13 protein-coding genes are annotated in these 19,499 nt (G+C 54.2%); all 13 read right to left on the bottom strand.

Annotated features, from left to right (window positions below; genetic code table 11):
- Nucleotides 1-12 precede the first annotated feature (12 nt).
- Nucleotides 13-1,110, bottom strand: a complete 1,098-nt coding sequence (locus H5T64_00650; protein ID MBC7262849.1) for a radical SAM protein — start codon at nucleotides 1,108-1,110, stop codon at nucleotides 13-15.
- 11 nt (nucleotides 1,111-1,121) lie between these two features.
- On the bottom strand, nucleotides 1,122-2,885 hold the full coding sequence (locus H5T64_00645; protein MBC7262848.1) for a glycosyltransferase family 39 protein: 1,764 nt from the start codon (nucleotides 2,883-2,885) through the stop codon (nucleotides 1,122-1,124).
- A 10-nt stretch (nucleotides 2,886-2,895) separates the two neighbouring features.
- Nucleotides 2,896-4,032: a glycosyltransferase family 4 protein gene (locus tag H5T64_00640; GenBank protein MBC7262847.1), complete on the bottom strand. Its 1,137-nt coding sequence runs from the start codon at nucleotides 4,030-4,032 to the stop codon at nucleotides 2,896-2,898.
- The gene (locus H5T64_00635) at nucleotides 4,029-5,510 is read right to left on the bottom strand and encodes an O-antigen ligase family protein (GenBank protein MBC7262846.1); all 1,482 of its coding nucleotides are present in this window, start codon (nucleotides 5,508-5,510) and stop codon (nucleotides 4,029-4,031) included. The genes H5T64_00640 and H5T64_00635 overlap by 4 nt, the downstream gene beginning before the upstream one ends.
- Nucleotides 5,507-6,748 (bottom strand): glycosyltransferase family 4 protein, encoded by a 1,242-nt coding sequence (locus tag H5T64_00630; protein MBC7262845.1) that lies wholly within the window; start codon nucleotides 6,746-6,748, stop codon nucleotides 5,507-5,509. The genes H5T64_00635 and H5T64_00630 overlap by 4 nt, the downstream gene beginning before the upstream one ends.
- Nucleotides 6,745-9,210: a YfhO family protein gene (locus tag H5T64_00625; GenBank protein ID MBC7262844.1), complete on the bottom strand. Its 2,466-nt coding sequence runs from the start codon at nucleotides 9,208-9,210 to the stop codon at nucleotides 6,745-6,747. Before H5T64_00625 ends, H5T64_00630 begins: the two co-directional genes overlap by 4 nt.
- Before the next feature lie 11 nt (nucleotides 9,211-9,221).
- On the bottom strand, nucleotides 9,222-10,406 hold the full coding sequence (locus H5T64_00620; protein MBC7262843.1) for a hypothetical protein: 1,185 nt from the start codon (nucleotides 10,404-10,406) through the stop codon (nucleotides 9,222-9,224).
- Between the two features lie 69 nt (nucleotides 10,407-10,475).
- On the bottom strand, nucleotides 10,476-11,648 hold the full coding sequence (locus tag H5T64_00615) for a glycosyltransferase (protein MBC7262842.1): 1,173 nt from the start codon (nucleotides 11,646-11,648) through the stop codon (nucleotides 10,476-10,478).
- A gap of 3 nt (nucleotides 11,649-11,651) precedes the next feature.
- Complete coding sequence (locus tag H5T64_00610; GenBank protein MBC7262841.1) at nucleotides 11,652-12,707, bottom strand: glycosyltransferase; 1,056 nt, start codon at nucleotides 12,705-12,707, stop codon at nucleotides 11,652-11,654.
- 14 nt (nucleotides 12,708-12,721) lie between these two features.
- The gene (locus H5T64_00605; protein MBC7262840.1) at nucleotides 12,722-14,200 is read right to left on the bottom strand and encodes a lipopolysaccharide biosynthesis protein; all 1,479 of its coding nucleotides are present in this window, start codon (nucleotides 14,198-14,200) and stop codon (nucleotides 12,722-12,724) included.
- 6 nt (nucleotides 14,201-14,206) lie between these two features.
- Entirely contained in the window at nucleotides 14,207-14,896 is a 690-nt protein-coding gene (locus H5T64_00600) for a class I SAM-dependent methyltransferase (protein ID MBC7262839.1), read from the bottom strand.
- The gene (locus H5T64_00595; GenBank protein ID MBC7262838.1) at nucleotides 14,897-16,357 is read right to left on the bottom strand and encodes a B12-binding domain-containing radical SAM protein; all 1,461 of its coding nucleotides are present in this window, start codon (nucleotides 16,355-16,357) and stop codon (nucleotides 14,897-14,899) included.
- A gap of 31 nt (nucleotides 16,358-16,388) precedes the next feature.
- Nucleotides 16,389-19,490, bottom strand: coding sequence for a DNRLRE domain-containing protein (locus H5T64_00590; GenBank protein MBC7262837.1), 3,102 nt, complete (start codon nucleotides 19,488-19,490; stop codon nucleotides 16,389-16,391).
- Nucleotides 19,491-19,499: the final 9 nt, after the last annotated feature.

Raw genomic sequence — 19,499 nt, 5'->3', positions numbered from 1 at the left:
ACCTTTTACTTACTAGAAACCAAAGAGAGCATAGGCTAAGTGCCGGGTCACTTGCTTGCGCAGGCCCACATTCACCAGGCAGCCGCTATTACAGACAGGGCAACTATGTGTCCACATAGAGCGCCGGTAGGTCAAATTCTCAGGACGATAATAGATATCGCTGCATGTACCGTCTCGAACACAGTTCCCAATATTCTTTGTGGTCTCACAGTAGCGAACATTCCCCTGCGCATCGAGCACAAAGGATTCTATGGCAAAGGGGCAAGGTGTCTGACGGGGCGTGCCATCACGGTACATATGGAGCATGTCGCGCCAGTAGTAGGCCATGAAATTGCCAAGCGCTCGCTCGCTGGCCAGTTCTTGCAGCAAAGCATATAATGCCGGACGGTCTTCCTCCCGGAAGTCCAGATTGGCCTGTTGGCTCAAGTTATCCACGTAGGTTTCATGGAATCCGATGATCTGGAACCCAATGGGAATGTTATGCTCGTCACCCCAGGCGCGGAGTTTCCCCAGTTCGCCAAGATTCAGCCGGCAAATAACACAGCCAACGCCTACGAAAAATCCATGCTGGTCACCCAACTCTTTCAATCGCAGCGCCGTCTCTTGAGTGCGATCAAAAGCGCCAGGGACATTACGGATGCGGTCATGTACATCGCCTACCCCATCCAATGAGACCGAAAAACTCAACTGTACCCCCCGCTGTTTGCAGCGTTGTACAATCTCCTCAGCGCCAGCCAATATACGGTCAGGCGAGAGACCATTTGTGATCACGGAAAGCACTTGTAGGTGTGGCATCCTCACCATCAAATCATCGATCAAGGCCACCAAATCACTGCGCAAGAAGGGTTCCCCTCCGGAGATCATCAACCGCTCGAGATGGGCACAGACTCGCCCATCCATAGCGGCTACGAGAGCCTCGCGGCTTAATTCGTCTCGTCCCCCAGTACGCCAGATGTTGCACATCAGGCAACGTGCATTGCAGCGGTAAGTTACATCCACCACCACCTGCCGCGGGGGAAGCGAGTGGTAACGATGAGCGATGTTATAGTCATAAAATCCGCGAGTGATAGCGCCCCAATCGGCCTTCAGCAATTTGCGTAACAGCGACATCGTCCCCCTCATCATGGTTGCCCGTGGAGATCATAGAGTTTGACGATCGGTCCCGCAATGCCCGTATCCGGCGCGAATACTTGGACCAAACGGCACTGCTCCTCCAATGAAGAGTAGAGCGCGTAATAGGAAGGCCACTTCTCCTTACCCTCCTCGCGGAGGTACTGCAAATATTTCAAACTACTGACTACCACGTATTGGAATCCCTGCGCTCGCAATTCGTCCAGGGAAAACACCCGTCCCTCAAAAAGCCCCCACACTGGGTAAACCTGGATATCTGGCGCACCTTCGTCGCTCTTCCACCACTCATGTTGGATGTATACGATATCGTAGGTAGGTCCGCTGTAACTTTCAAGGGCGGCTAGCTGATAGTGGACGTACTGACTGTATGCCGTCCGCGTGCTTTCTGGGCGGTTCTCGATATCTTTTGCGTTTGCCCGCTCGCCCAGGTAGCGAATGAGGCTTTCGCGATTCTGACGCAACTGAGGCACAGTCCACATCGGATCGGACAGGATTCTCGCCCCAGCGGGGATATGGGCTTCAATCCACTCTCGCGCTATGTTGCGGGTATCCGGCCAGGACAGCCACTGGCTTCGCTCATAAGCGCGGTGAGCCATCGGCCCGATCATAATAGCCAACACAACCAACGCTGCCGGCCGCCAACGCATCCAAGCAGCCGACATGGCGCGCCAAATGGCATCCAACGTCAGAGAGGCTAAAATGCAAAGCACGGGGATAACAGGCACGATCCAGTTAAACTGCTGCCGTCCCTGGAAAAGGAGCATCGCTAAATAGGGCACCAGAAAAGAAACCAAAAGGATATCGGCAGGACGCCGCAGGTAGATAGCATAGGCCGAGCCAATCAGTGCCGCCACTAGAAGCGGGAAGCCCAATCCTTCTACAGCGAAAGCGGAGAGATAATAAGTCCATAATCCTATGAAACTTTCACCCTGTCTCAATTGGGTGCCCAATTGGAAGATCACTACATCAGCCCAGAAATTGCGAAAATCTAACGCGGTATAAGGCGAGATCACGAGGAAAGTGCCGATGGCCACGAACCCACCTAACGCCAGATAACCCAGGATTCGGCGCCCAGGCCAACGCTCGCGCCTAGCGACCACGATCACTGTCACTATCAGAGGAAATATTAGCACCCACGCCGAATACTTCATTACGATTGCCAGACCCACTACTATCCCCGCGATAAAGAGCCGCCGCGTTGTGGGTTCTTCAATGAAACACCACAGAGCATAGAGCGCCACCAGTATTAGGCAGGCCACTGGGACATCGGACATGCCGTAATGTGAGTGAAGTACAAGCGCTGGCGAGAGGGCGACAAAAACCGCTGAAACCCCTGCCACTCGACCATACATCCTTGTGGCCAAAATGTAGGTTATCACGACCGCAGCTAACCCAAAAACAGCGCTGGTCAGACGAGCCAGAAGGTAGAAAGGTGTGGGGTCGTTGAAATACAAGATGGCTAGATCGGAAGGGCTATGAAATCGCCCGGTGAGCAAACCCACTAGAAAATAAAGACCATAAAGAAAGGTCAGACAGTACGGCAGGAACGGTGAATACACGTAGGAATAAGGGCGCAAGATACCCGCCCCAAACGCAAGTGCCTGACGGACGATCAGGTTCTCATCCGTATGATAGAGGCCCGGCAAGCCAAAACCAATACCCCACAACCGCAGAGCTAACCCAGCCAGCAAAACAGGGCTCAGCCAGGGCCAGTCTCGGCGCAGATCCTCGTTTATGAACGCGAGTCTACTCATCACTACGAAACTACTTTGCCTTTAATACCTGGTGGTACGTCTCCAACGTCCTTTGTGCTACCACCTTTGGTCGGAAGCGCTGTTCCGCTTCCTCCCGTGCTGCCCCGCCCATTGCTCGTCGTCTTTCCTCATCAACGAGTAGTATTGTAATTGCGGATGCCAGGCCATCCACATCGCCGTAGTCTACCAATAGACCGGTGCGCCCGTCATCCACCATATAGGGCAATCCACAGACCCGCGTTGCCACAACGGGTCTCCCCGCTGCCATAGCCTCCGCCACGGCTATCGGTGCAGTCTCCTGCTTTGAGGGCAATACCAACAACGCACAATCTGCATAAGTCTGCAGAAGCGCCTTCTGGTCCAGTGCGCCCAGGAAACTCACTGCATCTTGCAGACCATGTTCACTGGCAAATTTTCGCAAAGTTTCAGCATAATCTGTGTCGCTTTCCGCCTCCCCTGCAAACCATACCTGGGCATCGGGCACTGCTTTGCGCACCCGGACGAATGCTTGTAATAAATGCAGCGGCGCTTTGCGCGGTATCAACCGGCCCACGAACAAGATGATATGTGAGCCGGAGTTCGAAGCAACATCAAAGAACTCGTCGCCCACAGGGTTTTCGATGTGATAGATCCACGCCCGGGTCAATGGCGCAAACTCGCGTTCCACGTAAGGACTGATGGCGATCACGTGCCTGGCTTGCGCCAGATTCCGATGCTCTATGAGGCTATCAAGTGCTCCTCGCATCTTCCGGGTCAGACCCCGAGCGATTTGCGTCTCGCGAAAGACAACCCCATGAACAGTAATCACCGCCGGGTATCCACTACCCAATGCTGCGGTTGCATAGATGCCCGTCCCATGGGCATGCACTACATCGGGTGCTACCTCCTGCAATACCTCATGCAAGTGGCGCACATCGCGAAGGTGGAAAGTAAGGCGTCCCATGCGATGTCGGCGCAAAAAGTGGAGCGGTACGCCCTCCGGTGTATATCGCTGCTGATCCCCTACTCCAGCTTGGCAGGTAATCACATGCAGGTCGAGCCCGCCCAATTGCGTGAAGCCGCGCACCAAATGCAATAGGACAGCCTCTACTCCACCTTCTATGTGCTGAGGACACAAGGGGTAATCGCCTAGAAGTGCTACCCTCATTCTGCAGCCTTCAGTTGGGCGGACAAAGATGGTTCGACCGCTGCTGGTTGTTGCTGGGCGTGGGGCCAAGACCAATATCCCAACATCGCTCCAGCGAGCGTGTAGAACATGAGGTTGGTCAGAGTATCGTAGATGATATCAGCCGTTGCGGCTGCCACCAAAAAACAGACCAGTGCAGCCATACCTGCTACGAGGAAGTCTACATCGTTGTGTGGGTCCCTTCGAGCACGCAGCCAGATACCAAAAAGAGCATACAGCAACGAGAGGAAAACAAAAATCCATGGAACGAAACCAACTAGACCCGTAGTTGCCAGGATGAGCAGGTAGGTGTTGTGTGGGCTGGGTGGAACCGGGGATTCCGGAGGCCAATAGTGATAGCGGGTGAAGTACGCATCGAAATTCTCGTAACCCACCCCAACGATGGGGCTATCAGCGAACATCTTCAAGCCTATCTGCCAAACTAAAGCACGAAAGTCCACAGATCTCACATTGGTAATCCGTTCGCGGACAACCGGACTCAAAGCAATCTCACCCCAATAGATGACCACTAATATGCCCAGCACCAAGAGCAGTGGGATGAACAACCGCCTGAAGTTAGATGAAAGGACCATCATCACCATCAAACCCATCGCCAGGCCCAAGTAGGCGCCGCGATTGTAGCAGAGATAGATGCACAGAGCCAGTGTACCTCCCAAGATAAGGTACAGCGCTTTGATCGGAGCCAGGCGCTCCTTCAGAAAACGATGTACCACAAATGGCCAAGCCATGCCCATTCCTGTAGCCAGGAAAAGGGGGTTCCCTAACAGGCTGACCAGTTTCTGCAAACTGCGAGAATAGGTAGTGGCGCGGCCCGGCGTCCAGAAAAGCGGTTCACCGGTGACGACCTCGTGGAAGACGAGCAACGCCAGGTAGACACCGATGATCATAAATACATTGACCACCCGCTGCATGTCGCGCTCGGTCGTGACCAGATTCTTGACAATGAAGTAGGCCGCCATCGGGGTAAGGAAATGGTCAAAGAACATGCGCCCGGCTAGGTCGAGCGGCTTCCAGGAAATGAAAATAGCAGGCAGTACGCCCAGGATAAACAAGCCCATGAAATAATCTGTTCTTAAGAATGGTTTTAAGTGACGTCGCCCCACTGCCCACTGTGCCGACAAAGTAATTAAGAGAAAGGCAATGGTCAGCCGACTAAGGCTCAAATCTGGGATGCCACCCGGCAGACGAATATCCAAGTAAATAAAGCGAGAGAAGGGTGCTAGCATCATCCACAGGAGCAGCCCATCCAACGGATTGATGAGACAAACGAGGATCACCAGACCTACGCCGACGACAGTGATAGCGGTTGTCCAGTATTCTGACTTCATGAGGAAGCCGCAAGCCAACCCCAAAACAACAGTAACCATTAACACAATCGCTGTTGCGAATATCATTCTAAAGCGTTCGTTTCCAAACGCTGTCCTCACATCATCCATCATGAAACCTCCGAAAGAACGCGGCAATACACGTCTTCTACACCCTGCACATAGCGAGCCGCAGTGAAGTATTCTTCCACACGTTGCCGCCCCGCCCGGCCCATCTTAGCCCGTACCCCCTCATTACGTAACAGCATCGCCAGTGCTGAAGCCAGGGCCTCTTGGTCACTTGGCGGGACGAGCAATCCCGTCTCCCCCTCTACTACGATTTCTGGTGCTGCACCATGTGCAGTTGCAATAACCGGTCGCCCTGCAGCCATCGCTTCGATCATTGCCCTGCCAAAAGGCTCCGGGGACAAGGAGTTTTGAACCAATATGTCGAGAGCCGACATAATGGCAGGAATGTCCTGGCGCAGACCCGCGAAGATCACACGGTTTTCCAATCCCCGCTCTCTGACTAACGCGTGCAATTCGGTCTCATAGTGTACACTGTATGGCTCGGGCGCACCAACGATGAGCGCACGTAATCGCGGAAATTCCGAGACCAGACGGCCCACAACTTCAACAAACGGCAATTGTCCTTTCCACTCCTCCAAGCGGCCTACCATACCCACTACGAGATCGTCTTCGTCAAAACCAAGGCTGGCGCGGATCACAGTGCGATCACCCACAGCCTCAAACTCCGCCAAATCCACTCCATTATACACCACCGAACCTGTGCCTGCCGGCAGGCCCTGCGCTAACTGAGCCGCTTCGACAGCCTTCGAGATGTATATGAACCACTTAATGCCCTTCGCTAACCAACGATCAAATGCGTTGAGCGCCTCTGGGTGCCGGATATGGGCTACACAAGGTACCCCAGCCATTCGGGCTGCCCACACCCCTGCACGGTCATGACCAACACGGCAATTCGTGTGGACCAGATCAAAATCACCTTCTCGCACAAGCATCGCTATTCCCTGTGCCAAAGGCCGTACTTTCTGCAATAGGGCGACAGCGAACCCTAGCGCATGATAAAGCGCTTTCCGCCTCTGACCAGATCGGGCCCAGATTGCCCACGGGCTCGAGCGAACTCGCCCGACAAGGAGGTCTCGCTTTTTCGCCGTGTCATATACATCCCACACATGCACGTCAATTCCCAGAGCACGGAAACGCGGGACATAAGGGTTATTCGCATAGAGTAAGACGGTCGGGACAAATCGCCCACGGTCTATCCCTCGCACAAGTTGATACAGGCTCACTACCGATCCCCCCAGGCTGGGAGCAGAATCAATACACAGCACGCGGACCGGCCATTTCATTGGGACTTCTCCATCCCACGCTGCCGTGCCCATACCATCAAAGCCAACAAGGCTGTCAACAAGGCCAACAGGCTCACTAAAACCCCCAGGCGGAATGAATATGACTCAAAACGGAAGGTTACTTTGTGTTGTCCTTCTGGCACATACACAGCGCGAAAGGCGTAATTGGCGCGATATATGTGCACCCTCCCACCATCCAAATAAGCCTGCCAGCCGGGGTAGTAATTGTCACTTAAAACAAGCAAGCCCGGCGCGGCCGCTTCGATCTCAAACTCAACTGCGCACGGCTCATCAAGCATTAAGCGTGCTGACGAGGCAATCCCAGTTGGATCGCCCTGCAACGGCCCCTCTGCGATGGGCTCGGAGACTACCACTACGGCCGAGGGATCGAAATCATCGTCCGCCACCCGCGCTAGTGCCGCGCTGTCGGGCAATACATCGGCGCGATGTACCATATATCCGCGAGGCAAATACGCTCGGTTTTCATAGACTGTGACCTGTCCATCGGCAAAAACCGGCTGCAGATATTCAGCTAGATCTTCCTCCATCGGGTAACTGGATAGTATGTATTTCACGCCCAACATCCCTAACGCTACTGGGCGTACTTCGTGCACGAGAAGGCCATAAGTCAAAAAATCTTGTCCACCAAGGCGAGTAAAGAGTTCGTAATATCGACGCAGCGGATAATCTATCCCGCGCACATCCGGCAGGCCATATAACATATTACTGTTAGGCATGAAATCATCATGTGTGGCCGCAACACGGAATCCCGGTGTTTTGTTTTGAAGGAAAGTCAGCGCCTCGGTTGCGGGGAAAACGTATTGTTCATCAATGGTAGGGTGAAATCCCACTCCCATAAGTAGCAAATCCAATGCGGTGAGCAATACCAAAAAACAGAATGCCAGCCGTTCTCCCAATCTCCCTTTTTGGTAAAAATGGATAACGAGAAAGCAACCCAACGCGATGAAAATCGGCCAGGTTAGGCTGGGATTTGTGGCTACATTTCGCAGATCAAAATGCATCAGCCAGTTGCCATAGAGACTCTGACCGTATTTGTCAGTTAGAAACCAAGGGCGGAAGACCTCCAATGCCACCCGCGTTACCAGAAATAGCAGTGGTCCGCCAATCACAATGGTCAACAAAAGTATCCTCAACTGCTGCCACGCCCGATCCGTACGTACTGCTCGAAGCAAGTCCTCCGATGCGAGCCCCGCCAGCATCGCAACGCAGAAAGTGTACACTAATCGCAGGCGACCAGAATGCGCCAGATTAAGCAATGGTAATCCGTTCAGGGCGCTGAATAAGGGCAACCGCAATGCCATAGCCAACGACCCAAAGCCAAGAACGGCGAAGAACTGAACGCGCCTATCCTCCCACTTCCGCGCCACCGAGACAACTGCCAATAGAAGTGGCAGTATACCAACATAGGCATTTTGCTCCACGTAATTCAGCGTGGGTAAAAGGCTACGATATTCTGTCCCAAGGACTGGACTGCCGTAGAAGTTCGGGAAAACCAGCGTAATGGCGGATAAGACATCGCGCCAAAAGCCTCGATACAAAAGTACCAAACCTCCCTCGCCTGTTCGCTGGGCCAATTCGGCGCTCTGGCTCAGCCACTCTGAAAAAGGGAAGAGATGCAGTGCGGCCAGCGCAAATCCCAACAACACCGCCCCACCAAAAACCGCTAACGCTATCGCCAATCTGCCTCCCGGACGGGGACTCGAGACACGAAAGAGATAGTAAAGCCCCATAGCCAGGAACACGTAGAGCGTGGTCTCAGCGTGGCCGCCTAAAAGGGGCATTGCCACCAAGAACCCCAACACCACCGTGCGTGGTAAGTCACGTCGCTGATACAACCATTCGGCCCCAGCAAAGAGCGCTGGCATCCAGACAGCCACATTACTATGCGGGTGGCCCAACCATACGATTACAAATCCACTGAAGGCAAAGGCCAACCCCGACAAGGCTGCGGCGATCGGTCGGGTACCAAGCATTCGCGCAAAGATGTACGCACCCAACCCAGCGATAAGGATTTTAAGGCTTGATGTCAGCAGGAAACTGTAATTCAGTGGCCACAAGTAGGCCAGCAGATTGAGTGGATAAAAGACTGCTTCCTGGTCTTCGGCTACAAACGGGATGCCACAGTAGGTATATGGATTCCACAAGGGCAACCGCCCACTGCAAAACATCCGCTGTGCATAGGCACGCCAGGGGTAAAAAACGTAGGCTTGATCGAAAAGGAGGATATTCGACGGGCCCTCAAAGTCCTCCGGCGCATGGGCTCGGAACACAGGATCGCGGTACAGGATATCCACCGGCAACAGCGGCCGGTCCAGAAGGATCGCCTCCCAGAAAAGAGCTCCTGCGGAAAACGCGAGGATCAGCGCGAATGCGGTAATTTCCCACCAGCATATCGCCTGCTTCCTCTGCCATGGTGTCTGCGCAGCACGCTCTAATAGCATCCCTCGTTAACCTACTCAATGGCAGGGTGAGGGCGGCTTCCACGTGAAAACAGTTCCAATAAGAACGTCAGTATCACCCCGCCCAAAAGGCTGACCACCACACCCACAGCCAGCAACTTGGGCAATCGGGACGGTGCGGGTCGATCCGGTGTGCGCGGCGGCTCAATGATCTGAATGAAACTCACATTTGCAGCCTGACTTTGCTTCAACCGGGCCTCGCTCTCTTTGCTCAACAGGAAGTTGTAATTGCTCTGCACGCGCTCGACAGCCCGTTGTAGGTAATCATATTGAGCGGTCAACTGGATGAGTTCGGCCAATTCCTGTTCCTTCGCCGTAATGAGTTGGTCGTACTGCGCCAGCGCCAGATCATTGACCGCGATCTCGACGCTGTCGGCGGTAGCACCTGCCTCATACTGGCGAGCCAGATTGGTGTAATATGACTCGGCTTCACGATCACCCTTACTTCGTGCTGAGCGCGCTTCCTCGTAGGCAGCTGCGGCTGCTGCTAAGGTCTCACTTCTGCGCTTCTCATTTTGGGCTTTGGTCATTGCCATACGCTCGCGTTCCATGTGCAAATTGCGGATCAGATCTTGGACAGCGAGAATCTCTCGGTTGAGGTCATTCACGTGATTGTCGGCTTTAAACTGCAAGAATGCAGCCTGTGCTTGCTTGAAATTGTTTTCTTCGTTTGCTAACTGCTGGGCAATGAAATTCAGGGCCACAGTCGATGGCTTGGCACGAATTTGCCCGTAATAGGCCAAAGCGTTCTCGAAATGCGTATTGGCAATTGCCTCGATGTTCAGGGGGTCGTCCGCCTGGAAGGTAATGTAGATGAAATCGTCTGAGACCGAGGCTGAGATATTGTTCAAAAGGTCCGCAGCGGAAATGCCTAGGTCCAGGTCAGCAATCGTCTGCCAGGCCACATAGCCATTGCGTAGAGCGGAAATGAACTGCTGCTCTACCAGCAAAATCTCCTCCTGAGTACTCGTAACGCGCAGTTGACCGAACAGGCTCACTTCCTGTGGCTCCACCGGCAACACTTGCACAGACATAAAGGTTTGATAGACTGGCTTTTCGGTCAGTGAAGTGAACAGAATAACGGCAACCGTGATGAATAACAGGAGAACGATAACCCACCACCGTTTGCGAACTGCCCGAAAGTACAGGTTAAACTCCGAACCAGAATTTGCGTTCACGTACTATCCTCCTCTGACTCTCCCAGATAATAATTACGGGGGCATTTTAGCACATCTTCAGGCACCCGTTCAACTCAATAGGGGCTTCAATGCTGCAGATAGCCTCTCTATGCGTTCATCCCAAGTGTTCTGTGCGGCAATGGCTTGCCGCCGAGTAGCCAATGTGGGGTCACATTCGTTCAGAGCATGTCCAATAAATGATACAAAATCCGCGTCCCGCTCTGCGACGTACACGACTTCCCCGAACTTTCGCGCCGCAGGGATACCGGTTGCTACCACTGGCTTTCCGCAGGCCAGGTATTCGTATAACTTTAGTGCATCAATATGGCGCGTCCAGTCATTTACATGGTAAGGGAGCAGGCATACGTCGCAGGCCCAGACATAGGCAGGCACATCCTCCACAGCCACTCGCCCGGTGAAATGCACATTGGGTTGCTTGTGAAGGGCCTCAATAGCGGCGTAGCCCTCCTTTGTCGTCACCCCGACCGGACCCACGAGTAGGATCATCCAATCTGGATACGCTTGCGCCACCCGAAGTATAAGAGCCACATCCACCTTATCATTGATGGCTCCCACATAGCCCACCACTGGCCCCGGAAGTGCCGTGATGCCCGGCGGTATGGAACTACGCGCCGCAGTAAAAGCAGCATAATCCACCCCATTTGGCACCAAATACACGTTCGGGTGTAGCACGCGTTTCTGCTCCAGCAACGTCTCTGAGGTCACAAACACCACATCGGCGAGAGCCATCACTTGTCGCTCCATCTCCCGCAATACGGGCCGCATAGCCTCACTCACACCCGTATATCCAGTATAGTCATCCACCACATGGTAGACCACCAATCGTTCGCCGAACTCCCCAATCAGATCGCCCATATCGGGAAGGAATAACCAGAGAATAGGCGACGCCATCTCGAGTCGCTCCATCACTCGGTGCACAGCCCGCACGAACGCCTGGTGAGTCCACTCGCCGAAGGGCTTGCGCGCCGTACGTGGCCAGACCAATGGCGTATGATATACGTAAAGCCCTGGCACTTTCTCCGACACAGGCCCCGGCCACAGGGTTCCCGAGGGCACTTTCCCCCTTCGCAAACTTCGTAGCAACGGCCTCAGATAAACCCGCGGTTCGATATACAACACCCGGTTGCGGCGAGCCAAGCGGCTCATCAACTGATGTCGATTGCGCCAGATATCGTCCCACAGCCCTGGCGCAAAACACAGGATTTTTTGTCCTTCAATCATTATCTAACCCGCTAATGACCGATACAGGGTCACAAACTGCTCTGCAATACTATCCCAACTCAGACTCTCGGCATAAGCAAAAACTTGACGACGAACCGTGTCCCTATCCAAGGCCTGTGCTGCCATCAAGGCATCACGCAATCCATCCGCCCGGTTCGGATCATACAATATGCCTCGGCCTCCGTCCAGGAGCGCAGGAAAGGCTCCTCGATGAGGAGCCACGACCGGGCAGCCGAAAGAAAAAGCCAGTATGGCTGCACCTGAGGTGGTCACCTCCCGGTAAGGTAACACGCAGACATCGCTAGCGTTAAAGTAGTATTGCAGTTCTTCTGCCGGCACGTAGTGCAGAACTACGCTGATCCGAGCATCCACTGCTGCTGCCATCTTAATTTGGCCAGCATATGCCGGGTCGTGGGCATTACCTGCGATGATTAGGCGCAATTTCTCACCAGGCAAGGCTGTGAATGCGGCCACTAACTCTTCAATGCCCTTATACGGCCGAATCTGCCCTAAAAAAAGATAAATAAAACTGTCGGAAGGCAGAGCCAGCCGGGCGCGTGCCTCCAAAGGCGAACAGTCGTTAGGATACACGCCCACATAATTTCCGTGTGGTATCTCTACCACGCCAGACTGACGGCCATAGCGCTCAGATAGATGCTTCCTCGCCTCTTTGTCATGGACATGCAAGGCATCGGCAATCTGAAACATAAAAGCGTGAGCCTCGCCAACCAGCGCATCATCTGCTTCATGTCCATTCAAGTTGTGCACAGTATAAACAATGCGCACGCCCAGCCGACGGGCTATTTTGATCTGTTGCTCAATTGCATGCAACTTGCTGTGACTTGGACCACCCCCCGGCTGGCCGCATAGCAATTCCAGCCAGTGAAGATGCCAAACGTCTGCCTGCCACCCACCAGTGAATAACCATGCCCATCCTAACCTTTGCCGCACAACGCAACGGACGCCCTCAACGCGATTCAATGCCTCGCTCAATAGATTCACGTACGGGTTCAGGCGCACTGCAGAAATCTGCACCACGGCAATATCTTGACTAGCCAACGCCCCCTCCCGAGTCACAACTGCTGAAGGCTCTCGATCAACTGCCGTCCGCGCTCCTGCATTTCTTCGATGACCTCTCGCGTCGTGCGACGCAATTCCCGGTCAAAGACCCAAGTTAGGGTGACATCCAACAGCACCATCAGTGCGCCGGCCAATACCAAGGAGATGAATCCGTGTTGCACCGATGTTAGATCGTAGACCACCCAGGCCACTGCAGAGGAGATAGTCGCGTAAACGACCGGTGGGGTCAGAATGCGCACGTATTCCCACATCGTGCCCCGAATAACCCGGTTAGTAAGTACTGCCGAGATAACAAAGTCTACGATGGAAACAATAGCCGAGAGGGCACTTACGCCAACGATGCCATAGTATTTCGTCGCTGGATAAAGCAAAATGCCCATTACGGAAAGGCGGAGAACAGCGATGTACATAATCCAATCGGGCTTGCCTCCTGCTTTCAAGACGCTGCCCATATTCACGGCAATGGCGCGCAGAAGCCCATAGATGGCGAGTAATTGCAACGGGATGATAGCGTCATTCCACTTGCCTGCATACACCGTCCTGAGAAACGCCGGCCCGAAGGTAACAATCCCTGCTGTGAGCGGGATGGCAACCAAAGAAACATAGCGCACTGACTTGAAAAACGCCCGGCGCATGGAATCGACATTGTCCTGTATCCGAGAGAAGGCGGGGAACATCACTTGGCCAAGCAGCCGTGAGATGTTCGTGGCGGGCTGATTCGACAATTTATAAGCAAGTTGGTACGAACCTAAGGGATCGGTCCCCAGTATACGCCCGACGAAAGCGTCATCGATGTTCGTGATGAAAAAGATGAGCACCTGGCTACCGAGAATGTGTTTACCATAGTCAAACATCTCCCGCCCAATAGCCCGATCAAACCGCCATTTGGGCCGCCAAGAGACAAAAAACCACACCAAAGTGGCATCCAGTACGCTCTCCACAATTCGGCCGATCACCAAACTCCATACTCCCAGGCCCACCAGGGCAAACGCCGTGGCCGTTAAACCATAACCCAGGGTGGGGACAATATCGGGCACCACTCGCTTGTCAAAAGACATCTCCTTAGATAGCAAAGTAAGCGGGACCTCACCGAACGAACGGAGCACAGTGGTAAATGCCAGGACGCGCAGGACCTCTTCCAGATGAGGCGTCTTAAAGAACAAGGCTATGTAGGGCGAAGCGATAAAAGTAGTGGCGCAGAGAGCCGCACCCATTCCAATAACGACATAAAACGCAGTATCTGCGGCCTTCTCTATATCCCTCTTGCGATAGATCAATGCCGAGGTGAAACCCAGTTCGCGAAACAACTCCAGCGTCTCGATAGCCAAGTAAGCCATGCCAATCAGACCAAAATCCGCCCGCTCGACAAGCCGCATCAGGACCAAAGTGGTCAGAAACTGCAGCGCACTGGTTCCTATGCGCGACACACCCACCCAGAATATACCCCATGTGATATCACGTCGCAAAGACATGTTGTCTCACCTTTTCCTGCATAGGAGAACGAAATCTCGGGCGAAAAGCGACGGCCAGACACCTGCCAGTCGGGCATATAGACCGCGCACACGTCGGTGGCGCAAAATAGAGGGGTAAAACTCCTGCGCCCACATACTGGCACTGCCGTCCACCCGTAATACCGTGAGTCCATGAGATTCACACAGCAGGCGAGCCTCGTGCACAGTGAAAAAACGAATATGCATCAAATCAGTGGGAGAATTCTTCACGTACGGAAAACGCCCGCTTAGCACCCACAGCCGACAAATCCAGTGCGCGATGTTGGGGAGACAGAGGACGAATTTGCCACCCGGCTTGAGGACACGTGCGCATTCCGATAGGGACCTCTCATGGAAAAAGCGGTGTTCCATAGCCGAGTTAGAGACCACAGTGTCAAAGGTGCCATCGGCAAAGGGGAGCGGCTGGACATCCAGATCTACCTGCAAACACGGGATACCCTTGGCTCGTGTCCGCTCAACGGCCACCGCTGAAAGATCCGTTCCCTGAACAATGGCTCCCCGCTCCCGCATGAGATTGGCTAAAACCCCCGGCCCGCAATCTACCTCTAATACATGCTCGCCCGGCGAGACGAGCCTGGCAAGCAACCCCAAGCGCTCCATATCAAAAGTGTCATCGGCTTGGCGCCAATAGGCGTCATAGTAAGCGACTAGATCCATCTATCCTCCCAATAGCGCTGCCCGGATGGTTTGAACTAGTCTCGACACCCGACCGCGCATTCTCCCCAGCACCTGCAATACTGCACCCATCCGCTTGTCATTGCTCCCACACAAGACACGTAGAAGACGGTAGGCCCACCGCTTGAGGCCACCCGAGCGCTTTAAGCGCAAGTCGGCTTTCAAACGCTCGAATTCCTCATAGCCGCGTGCCAAGTCTTCTTTCGTCATCGTGGGTAAACGCAGGACGCTCTCCCGCCCATAGTAACTCACCAAGTGTGCACCTTCTTCCAGGTAGCCTTGTTCCAGCGACAATCGGTACAGTTCGGTCATCGGGTAGGGATAAAAGACTGAAAACTGTAGGTCAGTGGGTTCCAGTTCACGGTTCAGTGCTACGGTCTCAGCCATCATCTCCGGTGTCTCACCCGGGATACCGATCATGTTACAAGTATAGGTCTCCAGGCCATATCGGCGCAACAATCGGAAGGCAGCACGGATCTGATCGTTGGTCATGCGCCTCTTGAGAATCTCGGCTCGCAATCGCTCGTTTCCGGACTCGATCCCAATTCGCACCCCTCGACATCCGGCGCCTGCCAGCGCTGCCACCAGTTCCTCATCGCTGATGCGTTCCACCCGGGTGTTAATCCAGAAAGGAAGAGTGAACTCTCGCATATAGGCACGGCAAAATTCCAACGCCCATTCTCGGTCAAGTGTGAACACATCGTCCTGGAAATTCAGCACCCGCACCGGGTAGCGGCGAGTCAAAGAGCGAATCTCGGCTAAAACGTTGGACACGCTGCGGAAGCGGACATATTTGCCTAGCCCCCTGAACCTCTGCTGCAATCCGGGGTTACAGCAATAGGAGCATTGATAGGGGCAACCGCGGCCGGCCATCATATCCACCCAACCCCCATTGCTACGCAATATCTCATCGAAATCGAATAGCTCGCGGTCAGCGAAAGGTAGGAGATCCAGGTCCGCAATGAGCGGGCGTAGTGGGTTGCGGACAAATTCTTCGTCGCGACGAGCCCACAGATTTGGGATGGTGGTCGGGTCGCCGCCGTGCTCCAAACGGTCAGCCAAATCCTGCATGGGGTACTCGCCCTCACCCACACACACGAAATCCAAGTGCGGCCAGGAAATGACTTCTTCTGGCACAAGGGTCGGGTGCGTACCGCCAGAGACGGTGATCCAATCTGGATGCACCTCTTTGATCCAGGCAGCCCATTGTTCAATAAACGGGTGTTGGTGAGTAGTGGACGAAAAGGCCACTATATCTGGACGAGCAGTTTCCAACTCGGCCAAGAAATGGGCGCGGTCAGGCTCACTCTGCACGTAAACAAGCGTTGTCTCGTGCCCTGCCCCCTTCAGCATAGACGAGATATAGCCAATACCATGATAGTATTTGCGTGTGCCATAATGCTCGACACCGCCAATATCCGGATAGACAAAACAGATTCTCATTATGTCCTCCGCCACTGGGCGGACAAAGCCCTCATTTCAGAAGAACGGGCAGCCAAATGACATAGACCACTTCGGTCGCCGTCGGCGTGGCTGTTGCGGTGTGGGTGGGTGTATTCGTAGGCGTCTCCGTCGGCGTAGGCGTGAACGTACAAGTAGGCGTGGACGTTGCTGTTGGCGTGCACGTAGGTGTCGGATCCGTATAGGCAATCCACAACTCAGGGCGGTAGTTATTATCGCTCGAGCCGTATTCACTGGAGGCGATGTCATAACTACTGTGCGAGCCCCCGTAAAATATACTGCCTTCAGCAATGAAACCGAAGTTCTCCTCTGGGTGATTCACCCAATGCTGGGCCAAGGATGTCAGATTCACACTGTAGCGATACTGGGGGTTGTTAATGCGCAGTGTTACCTCTGGTTGAGACGCACGGTCGCCCATCCCCTTCGCGCCAGGCACTTCCCAAGCCACACCTTCCATCGCCTGCGTCCAGGTCGCCTCATTATCTCGCCAAGGTCGCAGTAGGCGGTAGAAGTGCACATCAATAGCGCTGTAGTCACCCGTGCGTGGGACCGTGCTAAATCGGAATTGCGCGCCCTTGATGACCGACGACGATGGGATTCCAGTCAAATCGAAGGAAAAAATCGGCTCTTCTGTACCCCCGCTATACAGATTTAATTTAGGATCTCTGCCATGAGCCCAAGGTTGATCCCGTCCGTCTAAGAAACTGTCCCTTACTCCAAGATAGCCTTCGCGTCCTTGCCGCAAAGTGGTCTGCTGCAATGGCATCTCCTGCGACTGTGGGTAGATGGCGAATTGGCGCCGGAGGCCCTCATAAGTGTAAGGCTCTTGGCTGCGCCGTACCAGGAACTGAATCCGCCCCCCAGACGGCATCACGTGGCTACGGCTGAACTCACCTGTCCGAGGGTCATAGTCATCTACTGTGTACGGCACATCTGTGTCGAAACCAATGCGCGCCAGGTTTACATCAACGCGAAATATATCGGCGACGGCACTTACTTCCATCGTAATTGTACGTATCTCAGGATCGAATGCAGCGTATTCGGCGGCCGTCCAGTTATTGTCCCCTAAGCGTTGGATGCCCAGCCAGTAATAGTCCTTGCTTTCATCCACACGAACCTGAATCGTGCGGGGATCTGGCTGCAATGTATATTGAGAGAAGAATTCCAAATCGTTGTAGTTCGCGTTGGGCATGCCACTATGCGGCCCGGGCGCGTCATGCAGGGTGAGGAATTTGTGATACGTCGTCGGATCGAAGAATTCCGCCACCGCGCCCCAATAATCAGTTGATTGCGAAGGTGGGACGACGGTATCATAGACCGAATGAGTGATCGAAATCGGGATATACTGGACATTGCGGGCCATCGCAATGGGCGAACAACGTTGCCATAGGAACACATGATGCGGATAATCACCCAAGTCTTGTGCGATGTTATCTTCTACCCAGGGTGCAGGAGGAACTCCCCCTGTGGGGGGTGGTGTCTTGCCATACTCAGCCCAAGCCCGGAGATCGGTCGGGGGGGTGTGAGCAACGACAGCCGCGAACACATCGGGGTATTTGCTCGCCGTCACAAGTGCCTTAGACGCCCCGGTCGAGAATCCGACCATATAAATACGAGACGGGTCTACATTAATACCAAGTTGGCCCGTGATAGCACGGATTGTGTCAATGATATCATGTTGCGCCTCTAACCTGCCCACGTACATTCCCTCGTTAGGTTGCGGCAGACCCGGGTGCGGTCCCAAGTCCGTCGCCGCAGAGATCCAACCGCGCTCGTTGCACGAGATCACGTAACCATCACCGTAGAGCATTTCATCACGCATCCCTGGGTTGCCCCGCCCACCCTGCACCACGAAGACGAGGGGCAACGGCTGGCTACCATCGTAACCTATGGGCAAGACGACCACACTATTCTGGATGCTGTTATCGTAACTGGAGCGAAAGGAAAAATCAATCCGTGTGACCGTAGTCAGTTCTCCAGATGCTGTGATGTAAAAATTGCCCAGCCTCCACGACTTGTCCGGCGAGCCATCATTGTAGATGGTCACCGTGTTGAGCCCACTTGTCAATACTTGTGCCGCATCTGGGATGTCAATGTAACTGGTTGGCGCGCTGTCACAGGTGCAAGGACGCTGATAGTCATAATAAGGTGTGATCGTGCCGATGAAATTGCCGTTCACATAGACACTTTGGGGACGTCGAGCATCTGGCGTCACGGCACAGGCACGATGGTAGAGCCTCGCTGTATAGGGAGTCCCCTGCCAGATTAGGATCACCGTCTCGGTATTGGAAAGCACACCCGAACCGCCCACAGATAGACACTTCTGCGTAGAGGTGATGGAGATGGCATTTGGTGGCGTCGGGCTAGGTGTGATGGTAGGCGTCGGCGTAGGAGTAGCCAGTGGCGGCGATCCCTGGTAGGTGATCACTAACTTGGGGCGCAGCGCACTCTCGCTCCACTCGGAATAGAATAGAGTCCAGGAGGTCTCGTCAGCGATTTTCTCTCCGATCAAGATCACCCCGCGGTTGCTGGATGACTCTCGCACCCAATCCTGGGCCATGGCTGTCACATCGAAAGTGTAGAAATCGTTGGCCTCGAAAATGAGACTGCTGGCAGGGTCCTGCTCGCGGTCGTCCGGGCCATCGCAGCCAGCGCTCTGCCACATAACCCCGGAGAGCGGGCTATTCCAGGTGGCTTCAGCAGCAACCCACGGGCGCAATACCCGGTACAGATTCACACGCATCCGACTACCCGGTACATACGGCTTAACCGTCAGTCTTGCACTTTGCACCGTCGCATCTGGCGGGATGTACTGCGAGATATCGAACTGAATGAGCACCTTACACCAGCGCTTGGTATCCACCTTGAGCGGAAACATCCCGTCGTGGGCCCATGGCTGGGTCAAATCAATATACGTGTCCTGGGCACCAGTGTATCCTGGGTCGGGCCACGCCCCATATTGGAATGTGATGGTGTAAACACCGAGGTTCGATGCTGCACAGACCTCGGCTGGTTGGGCAATAGTCTCAACGGACATCAAGCCGACCAACCACAAAGCCACCAATGCCATCATACCACCTGCTACAACCATCAATACGCCTAACGTTTTCCGCATTCGCTCCTC

Source organism: Chloroflexota bacterium (assembly GCA_014360825.1).
Classification (GTDB): Bacteria; Chloroflexota; Anaerolineae; order UBA2200; family JACIWT01; genus JACIWT01.
Note: the sequence above shows the minus strand (reverse complement) of the source record. Positions and strands in the feature narration are given on the sequence as shown.